At 64.2% G+C, this 12,448-nt stretch carries 11 protein-coding genes; 10 read left to right on the top strand and 1 reads right to left on the bottom strand.

Annotated elements, in window-relative coordinates; all coding sequences use genetic code 11:
• Window positions 1-57: 57 nt before the first annotated feature.
• Genes IQ25_RS04005 through IQ25_RS03965 form a run of 9 tightly spaced genes read left to right on the top strand, consistent with a single transcriptional unit; the run spans window position 58 to window position 9,910 of the window.
• Window positions 58-732, top strand: coding sequence for a haloacid dehalogenase type II (locus tag IQ25_RS04005; RefSeq protein ID WP_144902507.1), 675 nt, complete (start codon window positions 58-60; stop codon window positions 730-732).
• Between the two features lie 2 nt (window positions 733-734).
• A complete protein-coding gene (locus IQ25_RS04000) occupies window positions 735-2,018 on the top strand; it encodes an NAD(P)/FAD-dependent oxidoreductase (RefSeq protein ID WP_144902504.1) in 1,284 nt (427 codons plus the stop codon).
• Window positions 2,018-3,547, top strand: a complete 1,530-nt coding sequence (locus IQ25_RS03995; RefSeq protein ID WP_144902501.1) for an ABC transporter substrate-binding protein — start codon at window positions 2,018-2,020, stop codon at window positions 3,545-3,547. The genes IQ25_RS04000 and IQ25_RS03995 overlap by 1 nt, the downstream gene beginning before the upstream one ends.
• Window positions 3,547-4,527 (top strand): ABC transporter permease, encoded by a 981-nt coding sequence (locus IQ25_RS03990; RefSeq protein ID WP_220094512.1) that lies wholly within the window; start codon window positions 3,547-3,549, stop codon window positions 4,525-4,527. The genes IQ25_RS03995 and IQ25_RS03990 overlap by 1 nt, the downstream gene beginning before the upstream one ends.
• Entirely contained in the window at window positions 4,524-5,348 is an 825-nt protein-coding gene (locus tag IQ25_RS03985) for an ABC transporter permease (protein ID WP_144902498.1), read from the top strand. Before IQ25_RS03990 ends, IQ25_RS03985 begins: the two co-directional genes overlap by 4 nt.
• Window positions 5,345-7,093, top strand: coding sequence for an ABC transporter ATP-binding protein (locus IQ25_RS03980; protein ID WP_144902495.1), 1,749 nt, complete (start codon window positions 5,345-5,347; stop codon window positions 7,091-7,093). The genes IQ25_RS03985 and IQ25_RS03980 overlap by 4 nt, the downstream gene beginning before the upstream one ends.
• Complete coding sequence (locus IQ25_RS03975) at window positions 7,090-7,398, top strand: (2Fe-2S)-binding protein (RefSeq protein WP_144902493.1); 309 nt, start codon at window positions 7,090-7,092, stop codon at window positions 7,396-7,398. Before IQ25_RS03980 ends, IQ25_RS03975 begins: the two co-directional genes overlap by 4 nt.
• Window positions 7,395-8,768, top strand: a complete 1,374-nt coding sequence (locus tag IQ25_RS03970; RefSeq protein WP_144902491.1) for an FAD/NAD(P)-dependent oxidoreductase — start codon at window positions 7,395-7,397, stop codon at window positions 8,766-8,768. The genes IQ25_RS03975 and IQ25_RS03970 overlap by 4 nt, the downstream gene beginning before the upstream one ends.
• Entirely contained in the window at window positions 8,765-9,910 is a 1,146-nt protein-coding gene (locus IQ25_RS03965; protein ID WP_144902488.1) for an NAD(P)/FAD-dependent oxidoreductase, read from the top strand. The genes IQ25_RS03970 and IQ25_RS03965 overlap by 4 nt, the downstream gene beginning before the upstream one ends.
• A gap of 3 nt (window positions 9,911-9,913) precedes the next feature.
• Here IQ25_RS03965 and IQ25_RS03960 read toward each other — a convergent pair whose 3' ends face one another.
• Window positions 9,914-11,386, bottom strand: a complete 1,473-nt coding sequence (locus tag IQ25_RS03960; RefSeq protein WP_144902485.1) for an aldehyde dehydrogenase family protein — start codon at window positions 11,384-11,386, stop codon at window positions 9,914-9,916.
• A 202-nt stretch (window positions 11,387-11,588) separates the two neighbouring features.
• Between IQ25_RS03960 and IQ25_RS03955 the strand changes: the two genes are divergently transcribed.
• A complete protein-coding gene (locus IQ25_RS03955) occupies window positions 11,589-12,446 on the top strand; it encodes a GNAT family N-acetyltransferase (RefSeq protein ID WP_144902482.1) in 858 nt (285 codons plus the stop codon).
• Window positions 12,447-12,448 lie beyond the last annotated feature (2 nt).

Below are 12,448 nucleotides of genomic sequence, written 5' to 3'. Positions count from 1 at the left end.
CAGATACAGCAGCCTCCGGGATTGATCCGAGGCATCAGACAGGGACCGAACAAGGCCATGGGCACCGCCGTCTTCACCCCCAAGTTCATCAGCTTTGACTGCTATGGCACGCTGACTCGCTTCCGCATGACCGAGATGGCATCGCGCCAGTATGCGGATCGGCTCCCGGCGGAATCGTTGCCGAAATTCTGCAAGGACTGGGGTGCCTATCGTCTCGACGAAGTCCTCGGCGCGTGGAAGCCGTACCGCGACGTGATCGCCAATTCTATGGAGCGCGCGTCGAAGAAGTGGGGCGTGGAATTCCGCGAAGAAGACGCCAATGCGGTCTATGAAGCGGTGCCGACGTGGGGGCCGCACGAAGATGTACCGGGCGGTCTCTCAAAGATCTGCGACAAGATACCGCTGGTGATTCTGTCGAATGCGATGAACAGCCAGATCATGTCCAACGTCGGCATGCTCGGCGCTACGTTCCACAAGGTCTGCACCGCAGAGAGCGCGCAGGCCTACAAGCCGCGCATGCAGGCGTTTGAATACATGTTCGACCAGATCGGCATGGGCCCGGAAGTGGGCATGCATGTCTCCTCGAGCTTCCGTTATGACCAGAACACCGCGACCGATCTTGGATTTGGCTGTCGCGTGTTTGTGGGGCGCGGGCATGAGCCTTCGAACGGCAACTATCGCGACGTCGAGATCCCGCACATCGGCGCACTGCCGGCAGTGGTAGGCCTCTGATCGTGCAGCCTCAGTCGCTCTCGTACTGGCAACTGAGCACACCGCCCTTTGCGGGCGGTGTGCAAGGCCGTGCCGAGGGCGACTGCGACGTTGCAGTGATCGGGGGCGGTTTTACCGGCCTTTCCGCTGCGCTTGAACTAGCGCGGGGCGGAGCCAGCGTCATGCTGTTCGAAGCAGGGCGCATTGCCGGAGCGGCATCCGGACGCAATGGCGGGCAGTGCAATGCTGGGACTGCGCACGATTTCGGCGCGCTCGCCTCGGCACATGGCATCGACCTGGCGCGCAAGTGGTATCTTGCGCATGTCGACGCGGTGGAAGCGGTTGGCCGTATAGCGTCGCGCGAGGGGATCGACTGCGACTACACCCGTTGCGGCCGTGCGAAGCTGGCAGCCAAGCCGGAGCATTTCGTTAAGTTGGAAGCGGCACATGCCCTGCTGCTCAAGGAAGTCGATCCGAACGTCCTGCTCGTCGGTCCCGATGAGCTCTCGGCCGAGATCAATGCCCAAGGGTTTTATGGTGCGCTGGTGCAAACGACGAGCGCGCAATTGCACCCTGGCAAGCTGGGCATAGGCCTCGGCGAAGCGGCTGTGCGGGCAGGCGTGCGCATCTGGGAAAATGCCCCGGTCGAGGCGATGGAGCGCAGTGGCAGAGGTTGGAGGCTGACAACGCCGCGCGGTGGCGTGCGGGCGAAGCAGGTCCTCGTGGCGACAGGCGGCAACAGCCCGTATCCCCCGTTCGGCTGGTTCCGCCGCCGCATCGTGACAGTGGGCAGCTTCGTGATCGCGACCGAACCATTGCCCGACAATCTTGTCGGCCATCTGTTCCCGACGCGCCGCAATTATGTGACGAGCCGGATTATCGGCAATTACTTCCGCCTGACTGCTGATAACCGTCTCATCTTTGGCGGACGCGCGCGCTTCGCTCTGTCGAATCCCGCTTCCGACGCCAAATCCGGTCGCGTACTTGAAGCCAAGCTGCGCGAGATGTTCCCCGAGCTTTCCGGAATCGGAATCGCCGCATGCTGGGGCGGTGCCATTGACCTAACCGCGGACCGCCTGCCGCGTGCGGGCGAGCATGACGGGCTGTTTTACGCCATGGGCTACAGCGGCCATGGTGTGCAGATGGCCACAGCCATGGGCGAGCGCATGGCGCGGGTGATGGGCGGCGATGCTGCGGCCAATCCCTTTGCCGAACTTTCGTGGCCCGCCATCCCCGGACATCTTGGCAAGCCGTGGTTCCTGCCGATGGTGGGGGCATGGTATCGCCTGCAGGACTGGCTGCACTGATGATCTTCACACGCCGCTCCCTTATCGGTTCGGGCCTCGCTGCCGCGGGCGCGCTGACTTTGCCCGGGATCGGCGATCCCGCGCGCGCACGTCCCCGGCAAGGGGGTTCGATCCGCGTGGCGATGCAGTCGTCCTCCACTGCCGATACGCTCGACCCCGCGAAGGGTGCGATGGCGACGGACTATGTGCGACACTTCTGCCTCTACAGCGGTCTTACTCGCATGGAGGCGGACTTGCGCCCGCGTCCGTTCCTTGCACAGAGCATCGCGTCCGCTGACCGGATCACCTGGAACATAGCGCTGCGGCGAGGAGTGCGCTTTTCAGACGGGCGTGAGCTGACCAGCGCTGACGTGGTCCATTCTTTGCGGCGCCACCTGGATCCCAAGCTTGGGTCGAAAGTTGCCTCGATTGCCAAGCAGTTTGCCGAGGTACGGGCAGATGGTCGCCATGGCTTGGTTATCCGGCTGACCGGAGCCAACGCCGATCTTCCGGCGATCCTGTCGCAATCCCACTTCCTGATCGTCCCGGCGGATGAGGAGAAGCCCACGGGCAATGGCAGCGGTCCGTTCCGGCTCGCCGACTTCCGTCCCGGCGTGCGTACCGTGGTGACGCGCAATCCGGAATACTGGCGCGATGGCGAGCCATACCTCGACCGGATCGAGATCATCGCCATTCCCGATGAAATCGGCCGCGTGAACGCATTGCTGGCCGGCGACGTACAGCTGATCATTGCGGTGCAGCCGCTGTCGACGCGACGGATTGAGCGGTCGTCGCAGCATGGCATCCTGACAACGCCTTCGCCGCTCTATACCGACCTGATCATGCGGCAGGATCAGTTGCCCACCGGCAATGCGGATTTCGTGGCGGCGGTAAAGCACCTGATCGACCGTCCGCTAATCAAGCGTGCACTGTTCCGTGGGTATGCGACGATCGGCAACGATCAGCCGATTCCGCCGTTCCATCCCTATTACAATCCGGCTGTACCGCAGACCGTACTCGATCTCGACCGGGCGAAGTGGCACGTGGCGCGTTCGGGTCTCAAGGGCGTGCGCCTGCCGATCTACTGTTCGCCAGCGGCGGCAGGTTCGGTCGACATGGCTTCGGTTTTGCAGGAGTACGGTGCGCAGGCGGGCCTCGAGTTTGCGGTCAACCGCATGCCCGCAGACGGCTACTGGTCGACGCATTGGATGAAGCATCCGATGAGCTTCGGAAACACCAACCCGCGCCCGACGGCCGACCTCGTGTTCAGCCAGTTCTTCCGTTCGGACGCCGAGTGGAACGAGAGCGGCTGGAAGAACCCGCGCTTCGACATGCTGCTTACCGAAGCGCGCGCCGAAGCGGATGAGGCGCGCCGCAAGGAGCTTTATGGCGAGATGCAGCAACTGGTGCACGATCATTGCGGTGTTGCGATTCCGGTATTCATCAACATGCTCGACGGACATGACCGACGGTTGAAAGGCATGACCGCAATTCCGCTGGGTGGGCTGATGGGCTACCGCTTTGCCGAATATGCCTGGTGGGACGCCTGATGTCCGGCTCCGCACCCCATTCGGCGATGTTCGGCGTGCTGCCGCTGATCGGCAAGCGCTTCGCCTCTGCACTGATCACGCTGCTGTTGGTTTCGGCGGTTGTCTTCACGATCTCGGGCTTGCTCCCGGGCGATGCCGCGCAGGAGACGTTGGGACAAAGCGCGACGCCAGAGCAGGTCGCCGCGCTGCGCCACGAAATGGGTCTCGATCGCCCCGCTCTGACGCGGTACTTCGCGTGGCTGGGCGGCATCGTGCAAGGTGATCCGGGCCAATCGCTTGTGGCGAACCTGCCGGTGCGCGAAGTCATTGCCGAGCGCCTGCCCAACTCCCTGATGCTGGCTGCGTTCACCGCGCTGGTTTCGGTTCCGCTTGCGCTTGCGATCGGCATAGCTTCGGCAATCAGCAGGGGAGGACGGCTTGATCGTACGTTGAACGTGCTGACTCTTACGGCCGTGGCGGTTCCGGAATTCCTCGTCGCGACGCTTGGCGTGTTGATCTTCTCGGTCAAGCTGCTGTGGTTGCCCTCGATCGCGTTGGTGAGCGAAGATGCGAGCTTGTGGGACACGGTGCGGTCCTGCGCCCTGCCAGTGCTTTCACTTTCGGTCGTTGTGATCGCGCAGATGGCGAGGATGACCCGGGCGGCGGTGGCCGATCAACTTGACCGGCCCTATGTCGAGATGGCGCGGTTGAAGGGCGTGCCGTTCCGCCGTGTGGTTTTGTTCCACGTCATGCCCAATGCGGTGGGTCCCATCGTCAATGCGGTTGCACTGTCGCTGTCGTACCTCTTGGGTGGCGCGATCATCGTCGAGACCATTTTCAATTTCCCCGGCCTTGCCAGCCTCATGGTCAATGCCGTGACCAGCCGGGACATGCCGCTGCTACAGGCCTGTGCGATGATCTTCTGTGCGATCTACTTGATGCTTGTTCTGGTCGCGGATGTTGTGGCGATCCTTGCCAATCCGAGGCTTCGTGCGCAATGAACCATGTTTTCTCCTTCGCACGAAGCTTGCCACTTTCGGGCCGGATCGGGCTGGGCCTCGTGCTGTTCTGGTTGGCGGTGGCACTGGTCGGGCCACTGCTGGCACCGCATCCAGTGGGCGCGTTCGTGGATCAGGACGTGTTCTCGCCGGTCACGGCGTCATTCCCGCTCGGCAGCGATTACTTGGGTCGCGACGTGTTGAGCCGCCTTATGTGGGGCGCGCGCTATACCGTGTTCCTGGGGGCAGGCGCTGCAATGCTTGCCTGCCTGATCGGCACATCGCTGGCGCTGACCGCTGCGGTGCGGGGGGGATGGGTGGACGAGGTGCTTTCGCGCGCGATGGACACCCTGATCTCGATCCCGTCGAAAATCTTCGCACTGGTCATGGTCGCTGCGTTCGGCTCCTCGCTGGGACTGTTGTTGACGATCACCGCGATCACCTATGTTCCGGGTAACTTCCGCATTGCGCGCGCGCTGGCGGTGAATGTCGTCTCGCTCGATTTCGTTACCGTGGCGCAGGCGCGGGGCGAGCGAGGCCTGCACATTGCCCTGCGCGAGGTGCTCCCGAACATGATCCACCCGCTGCTGGCGGACTTTGGCCTGCGCTTTGTATTCATCGTACTGCTGCTATCGGGCCTTTCGTTCCTCGGCCTTGGCGTGCAGCCGCCCCATGCTGACCTCGGCTCGCTCGTGCGTGAGAACATGTCGGGCCTTGTCGATGGCGCACCTGCGATCGTGGTTCCAGCTATCGCGATTGCCACGCTGACGGTGGGTGCAAACCTGCTGATCGATTCGCTCAAGCCCGTGGAGAAGCAGGGATGAGCGCGCATGTTTCGGTGCGGAACCTGCGTATCGTCGCAGGGAGCAAGGCGATCGTCGATGGAGTCTCGTTCGAGATCGCGCGCGGCAAGGTGCTGGCGCTGATCGGGGAATCGGGATCGGGCAAGACAACGATCGCGCTCGCCCTCATGGGCCATTCGCGGTTCGGCGCGACGATCAGCGGTGAAGTCCTGCTAGGCGAAACGCGGGTGGATCAGCTGGATGAAGCGGGCCTGCAGGCACTGCGCGGCCGACGCGTTGCCTATGTGGCGCAAAGTGCGGCTTCCGCCTTCAATCCCTCGCGCACGATCATGTCGCAGGTGACCGAGCCCCTGCTGGTGCACCGGCTTGCAAGCAAGGCTGATGCCGAGGTGCGCGCAGTTGACCTGTTTCGCGCGCTGGCGCTGCCGTTTCCTGAGTCCATCGGTGCACGCTATCCGCACCAGCTTTCAGGCGGGCAGCTGCAGCGGCTGATGGCGGCGATGGCACTCATCACCCGCCCTGAACTGGTCATTCTCGATGAGCCGACAACCGCGCTCGACGTGACCACGCAGGTCGAGGTTCTGAAGGCATTCAAGGCCGCGATCGCTTCGGTCGGTGCGACCGCTATCTACGTCAGCCACGACCTGGCCGTGGTGGCGCAGATGGCGGATCAGATCCTCGTGCTCAACCAGGGGCGCACGAAGGAGCAGGGCGCAGCCGAGCAGATCCTGCATGCGCCGACAGACGACTATACCCGCACGCTGATGGCGGCGGCGAGTCCCACTGAGCGCTCTGCGCCTGCCGTGGTGGCCGGAGATGCGCTGCTCAAGGTCGAAGGCGTCCATGCCGCCTATGGCAGGCTGCCGGTGCTGCACGACATATCGCTCCAGCTTGCCCGCGGTGCCACGCTGGGAGTGATCGGCGAGAGCGGGTCGGGCAAGTCGACACTGGCCCGCGTGATCGCGGGACTCCTGCCGCGCAGCGCAGGATCGGTCAGGCTAGGCGGTGAGGAACTGCCCAAGGGCATTGACGGGCGAAGCCGCGAGCAGTTCCGCAGGGTACAGCTTGTGTTCCAGAATGCGGATACGGCGCTCAATCCGGTGCACACGGTGGGGCAGACGCTGGCGCGCCCACTGGCGTTCTACCACGGGCTCAAAGGCGCGGAGGCGAAGGCCGAGGTGGCGCGACTGCTTGACATGATCCGCCTGCCTGCTGATCTTGCCACGCGAAACGTGCGCCAGCTTTCGGGCGGTCAGAAGCAGCGCGTGAACCTTGCCCGCGCTCTGGCGGCGCGGCCTGACGTGCTGCTTTGCGATGAAGTGACCTCCGCCCTCGACACAGTTGTCGGCGCTGCGATCCTCGAGCTGATCGATGAATTGCGACGCGAACTTGGCATCGCCACGGTGTTCATCAGCCATGACATTTCCACAGTGCGTGCGTTCTGCGATCAGGTGCTGGTGCTTTATGGTGGCACTGCGGTGGAACAGGCCGATGCAGCAGCCTTCGCACGCGGCGTGCATCACCCTTACACTGACCTGCTGATGCACTCCGTGCCTGAGATGCGCGCTGGCTGGCTCGAACAGGCGGTAACGCGCAAGGCAGTTCTGCCTAGCGAGGTCGGCGACGACCTGTGCCGATTCCTGCCCCGCTGTCCTGTTGCGATCGACGGACGTTGCAATGCCGAAGCAGCACCCTTGCGGGCAGGCGATGGCTTTGCGCTGCTGTGCCACCACGAACTCCAGACATTGAGGGAACTGACCGCATGACCGGCCGCTTCCGCCGCCTTGACGTGACCGACCGTGCGCCTGTGCGGTTGACTGTCGACGGTAGCGAAATCACTGCGCTCGAAGGCGATACACTGATGGTCGCAATGCTCAGCAGCGGCCTCGCCCTGCGTAGTGCCGAGTTCGGGCCGGAGCGCCGTGCAGGCTTCTGCTTGATGGGTGCGTGCCAGGATTGCTGGGTCCGCGATACACAGGGCAATGCCTTGCGTGCCTGCTCCACTGTTGTGGAGAACGGCCAGAGCATCTCGACGCAACCAATGACTGCAGACTGGTCGGTGGCGCCATGAGCGAGAAGGTGGTGATCGTCGGCGCGGGGCCAGCAGGCGTGCGCGCGGCAGAGGCGCTGGTGCGGGCGGGCCTGCGCCCGATTGTGATCGACGAGGGTACGCGCTCGGGCGGGCAAATATATCGCCGCCAGCCCGAAGGCTTCAAGCGCCCATACGAAACGCTCTATGGCAGCGAGGCCCGCAGAGCCCGAAGTGTGCACGAGACGTTCGATGCCCTGCGCCCGGACATCGACTACCGCCCTGAAACGCTGGTGTGGAACGTCGCCGAAGGCCACGTCTGGGCAGCGCGGGCCGGCGAGACCGAGGCGATCGCCTATGATCGCCTGATTGTGTGCTCGGGCGCTACCGACCGGCTGGCTCCAGTGCCCGGCTGGCAACTGGCGGGCTGCTATTCGCTCGGTGGATCGCAGGTGGCGCTGAAGGCGCAGGCCTGCAGCATCGGCGGTGAGGTGGTGTTCATGGGCACAGGACCGCTGCTCTACTACGTCGCTTCGCAATACGTTAAGGCGGGAGCGAATGTCGCCGCTGTGCTCGATACCTCGCCCTTTGCTGGCCGGGTAAAAGCGCTGCCCAAGCTGACCGAGCAGCCCGACCTGCTGTGGCAGGGCATGAAGCTGACGTTCGGCCTCAAGCGTGCGGGCGTGACTGTGCTTTCGGGTGTGACTCCGGTGGAGATCAGTGGCGATTCCGAAATTGGCGTGTCGGGCGTCACCGTCCGCACTGCTTCGGGCACGCTCAGCCGGTTCGCGTGCGACGCTGTCGCCATGGGCTGGCACTTGCGGCCCGAAACCCAGATTGCCGATCTCGCGCGGGCCAGCTTCTCCTTTGATCTGCGCACCCGCCAGTGGCTTCCCGAGATCGACGGTGATGGACGAGCACTTGTGCCCGGCCTCTATCTTGCAGGCGATGGCGCGAAGATCCTCGGCGCGCGGTCGGCCGAAGTGACCGGTGAACTTGCGGCGATTGCTGCGCTGGCTGACATGGGCCACGCCATCGACAAGGATCGTCGTCGCCACTTGCGGGCGATGCGCGCACGCTATGTGCGATTTGCCGAGGGTCTCGCCGAAGCCTTCCCATGGCCGCACCAGTTCGTTGCGGACACGGCGGACAGCACCGTGGTCTGCCGCTGCGAAGGCGTGACGGCAGGAACCTTGCGCGCCAGTGTCAGCGAGGCATTTGCCACCGAAACCAATCGCGCCAAATCGTTCAGCCGCGTCGGTATGGGGCGGTGCCAAGGGCGCTATTGCGGCAACGCTTCGGCAGAGATTGTCTCGGCCTTGCGCGGCGAGCCGGTGGAGTGTTCTGGCAGACTGCGCGGTCAGGCGCCGGTCAAGCCCATCCCCGTTGCCACTGCGAGGACCGACGCATGATCGCGCCTGAAGCCACTGCAGACGTCGCGATCATCGGCGGCGGGTTGATGGGCTGCTCGGCCGCATTCTTCCTCGCGCAGCGCGGGTTGTCGGTGCTTCTGCTCGAGACCGACAAGGTCGGACGTCAGGCGAGCGGCACGAACTTCGGCAATGTGCGCCGTCAGGGCCGCCCGATCTTCCAATTGCCGCTGGCCAACCGCGCCAGCCGCATCTGGCGGCAGGCGAGCGAACTGCTTGGGTCCGACGTGGAATACCTGCAGAACGGCCACATCCGCGTCTGCTTCCGCGATCGGCCCGAGAACGTCGGAAAGATGGAGGAGTACGCCGCTCAGGCACGAGAGGAGGGGCTCGATCTCGAGCTGCTTTCGGGCAACATGCTGCGCGAGAAGTTCCCATGGCTCGGCCCCGATGTCCTCGCCGGTTCGCATTCCGCGTTGGATGGCCACGCCAACCCGCGTCTTGCCGCGCCCGCCTTCGCCCGGGCGGCAATGAAGCTGGGCGCGCAAGTGGTGGAAGACACCAAGATCGTCCACGCGGCCAAGGTCGGCGAAGATTTCGTGCTTGAGGCCGAGGATGGGCGTCGCTTTCGCGCGCCGACCCTGCTCGTTACCGCGGGCGCATGGGCAGGCAAGATTGTCAGTCAGTTCGGTGAGCCGGTAAAGCTCACCCCCCGCGCGCCGACGATGAGCGTGACCGAACCGGTACCTTACTCAATCCTTCCCGCCGTTGGCGTGATGACGCCTGACGAGGTCGAGACGGTGTATTTCCGCCAGGTCGCTCGCGGCAACATCGTGCTGGGTGGCTCATTGCGCGCGCCGTCCTATCCCGATGAGTACCGCGCCTATGTGATGCCCGAGAACACCATGACCCAGTTCCAGCACTTGCGCCGCCTCGCGCCAGCGCTGGCCAGGCTGCAGGTCATCCGCGTCTGGAGCGGGATCGAGGGCTACACTGACGATGCCCTGCCGGTCATGGGGGCGAGCGATACCGTGTCGGGCCTGTTCTACGCCTTTGGCTTTTCAGGCTCTGGCTTTCAGATCGGACCCGGCGTGGGCGAGACGATGGCTGAAATCATCGCCACGGGTACGACGGACATTCCTATCGAGCAGTACGCGATCAGGCGGTTCCGCGAAGGCGGCTGATCGTCAGATCTGGATCAGCGCCGTCTTCACCTTGCAGGACGCCAGATAGGCCTCGCGGCCAAGGTCCTTGCCGACGCCTGATTGTCGGAAGCCGCCGGTCGGCAGGATGAAATCGTCCGAGCGGCCATAGCGGTTCACCCACACGGTTCCGGCATCAAGCGTGCGGATCGCCCGCATCGCGCGTGACAGATCGTTTGTGTGGACGCCGGCGGCGAGGCCATAGCGTGTGCCGTTGGCGAGCGCGAAGGCTTCCTCCTCATCGGCGAAGGACTGCACGGTCAGGACCGGGCCAAAGATCTCGCCCTGCACGGCTTCGCTATCGGCGGCGGCATTGGCCAGCAGGGTGGGCTGGTAATAGCTGCCCGCTTGCGGTGAAGTGGCGCGCGCACCGCCGGTCACGGCTTCTGCCCCGTTGGCGCGGGCGCGCTGGACGATTCCGTCGATCTGCGCGAGCTGGCCTTCGGAGATGATGGGGCCCATCGTTGTGCCTTCGTCCCAGGTAGAGCCGATGCGGTGGCTTTCGAATGCTGTTGTCAGGCGCTCGACCACTTCATCACGCACCTTGTCCTGCACCAGCAAGCGCGATCCGGCGACGCAGACTTGCCCTGAATTGAGCGTGATCGCGCGTGCTACAAGCGCCGATGCTTTTGGGATGTCTGCGTCGGCAAAGACCAACTGCGGGCTCTTGCCGCCCAACTCCAGCGTGGAGGGCTTCGGCCCGGTCTGCGCGCAGGCGGCCATGATCGCTCGGCCGGTTCGGGTGGAGCCGGTGAAGCTGACCTTGCCCACCGCTTCGTGCCGGACAAGCGCATCGCCGATGTCCGCGCCGCCGCCCTGCACCACGTTGAACACGCCTGCTGGAATGCCGGCTGCGACCGCCAGTTCGGCCAGACGCACGACCGAGAAGGGCGTAAGCTCCGAGGGCTTGAGCACCACCGCGTTGCCTGCTGCGAGCGCGGGCCCGAGCTTCCAGGCGGCCATGACCAGCGGCAGGTTCCAAGGCGCAATGGCTCCAACCACGCCATAAGGTTGGGTCAGGGTGAAGCCGAGCTTGTCGGGCGTGGTCGCGCCGATTTCGCCGCCGTGCTTGTCGGCGAATTCAGCGAAGAAGCGGATACATTCTGCGGTGTACGGCAAGTCCCAGGCGAGAATTTCAGGCAGCGTGCGGCTCGACCCAGCAGCCTCCAACGGAGCGAGCGTAGCGGCATCGGCCTCGATCAGATCGGCCCAGCGGCGCAGCAGGCGCATGCGGCCGCGCGGCTCCATCGTGCCCCAGCCGCTGGCCTTCTGCGCGAGGGCAGCATTTTCCACGGTGTCGGCCAGTTGCTGCGTGTCCGCCGCGCGCAGTTCGCCCAACAGCCCGCCGTCGGAAGGACGGGTGACCATGAAGCTGTGTCCGCTACCCACAACTGCCTTTCCGCCTATGAAGTTGGCAGCAAGGGCGGGGCGAATGGTATCAGGATCGAACAGGGGCATCGCAGCTTTCCGGACATGGCGGGGACGCAGCAGTCTATGCCGCCGCTTTCGCAATCGGCGCGGCAAAGGGGCGTGAGAACGCGCGATAATGTTCCGAATAAGATGGAAAACCGGCACCTCATGTTGATCGGCGCTGGTTAGACCGAAAGCATTACAGTGGTGCTGATCGCACCCTTTCTCAATCTTGTTCCGGGAGCATCCGATGGCAGTTCAGGACGCGACGCAGATCGTCATGCGCGCAATGACCGGCGACGACATCCACGCTGCTGCCGAATTGTGTTTCGAGCAGCAATGGCCGCATCGCGAAGGGGATCTGGCGTTGTTCCTGTCGATCGGCGAGGGCGTTGTGGCCGAAGTCGACGGCAAGGTGGTCGGCACGATCATGGGCTGGAAGTTCGGCGAGGCATTCGCGACTCTCGGCATGGTTATCGTGACGAATGCGATGCAGGGCCGGGGGCTCGGTCGCAAGCTGATGGACGCCATGCTGGAACGTCTCAAGGGGCGCACGGTCATTCTCAACGCTACGGCAGAAGGGCTGCCGCTCTATCGCAAGCTCGGCTTCGAAGAATTAGGGGTTGTGTGTCAGCATCAGGCGGTCGCCCCTGCCCAGCCGCTCGTCGAGCTACGGCGCGGTGAGCGCGTGCGGCCAATGGGGGCCGCCGATGGCGAGGCGCTTGACGCGCTCTACGTCAAGGCGAGTGGCATGGAGCGCAAGGCGGTGCTCGATGCCTTCCAGGCCGAGGGCAGCACGGTTGTGCTCTGCCGAGAGCATGAGCAGACCGGATTTGCTGTGCTGCGAAGGTTCGGGCGGGGCTGGGCCATCGCCCCGGTGATCGCGCCCGATCAGGCAGGGGCCAAGGCGTTGATCGCGCACTGGCTGGGCACGCAGTCCGGCAGCTTCTGTCGTCTCGACATTCCTGAAAGCAGCGGGCTCGGACCATGGCTTGAGGAGCTTGGCCTGCCCGAAGTGGGGCGCGTCACTACGATGGCTCTCGGGCCCGCACCGGCGGTCGATGACGCCATCACAACTTTTGCAATTGCAGCACAGGCGCTTGGTTGAAC

Origin of the sequence: Novosphingobium taihuense (assembly GCF_007830315.1) — a bacterium.
Lineage (GTDB): Bacteria > Pseudomonadota > Alphaproteobacteria > Sphingomonadales > Sphingomonadaceae > Novosphingobium > Novosphingobium taihuense.
Note: the sequence above shows the minus strand (reverse complement) of the source record. Positions and strands in the feature narration are given on the sequence as shown.

What these genes read in the sequence shown, in the direction of transcription:
- IQ25_RS04005 (WP_144902507.1), top strand. Translation starts at nt 58, where the DNA reads ATGGGCACCGCCGTCTTCACCCCCAAGTTCATCAGCTTTGACTGCTAT.
- IQ25_RS03995 (WP_144902501.1), top strand. Translation starts at nt 2,018, where the DNA reads ATGATCTTCACACGCCGCTCCCTTATCGGTTCGGGCCTCGCTGCCGCG.
- IQ25_RS03990 (WP_220094512.1), top strand. Translation starts at nt 3,547, where the DNA reads ATGTCCGGCTCCGCACCCCATTCGGCGATGTTCGGCGTGCTGCCGCTG.
- IQ25_RS03985 (WP_144902498.1), top strand. Translation starts at nt 4,524, where the DNA reads ATGAACCATGTTTTCTCCTTCGCACGAAGCTTGCCACTTTCGGGCCGG.
- IQ25_RS03980 (WP_144902495.1), top strand. Translation starts at nt 5,345, where the DNA reads ATGAGCGCGCATGTTTCGGTGCGGAACCTGCGTATCGTCGCAGGGAGC.
- IQ25_RS03975 (WP_144902493.1), top strand. Translation starts at nt 7,090, where the DNA reads ATGACCGGCCGCTTCCGCCGCCTTGACGTGACCGACCGTGCGCCTGTG.
- IQ25_RS03970 (WP_144902491.1), top strand. Translation starts at nt 7,395, where the DNA reads ATGAGCGAGAAGGTGGTGATCGTCGGCGCGGGGCCAGCAGGCGTGCGC.
- IQ25_RS03965 (WP_144902488.1), top strand. Translation starts at nt 8,765, where the DNA reads ATGATCGCGCCTGAAGCCACTGCAGACGTCGCGATCATCGGCGGCGGG.
- IQ25_RS03960 (WP_144902485.1), bottom strand. Translation starts at nt 11,386, where the DNA reads ATGCCCCTGTTCGATCCTGATACCATTCGCCCCGCCCTTGCTGCCAAC.
- IQ25_RS03955 (WP_144902482.1), top strand. Translation starts at nt 11,589, where the DNA reads ATGGCAGTTCAGGACGCGACGCAGATCGTCATGCGCGCAATGACCGGC.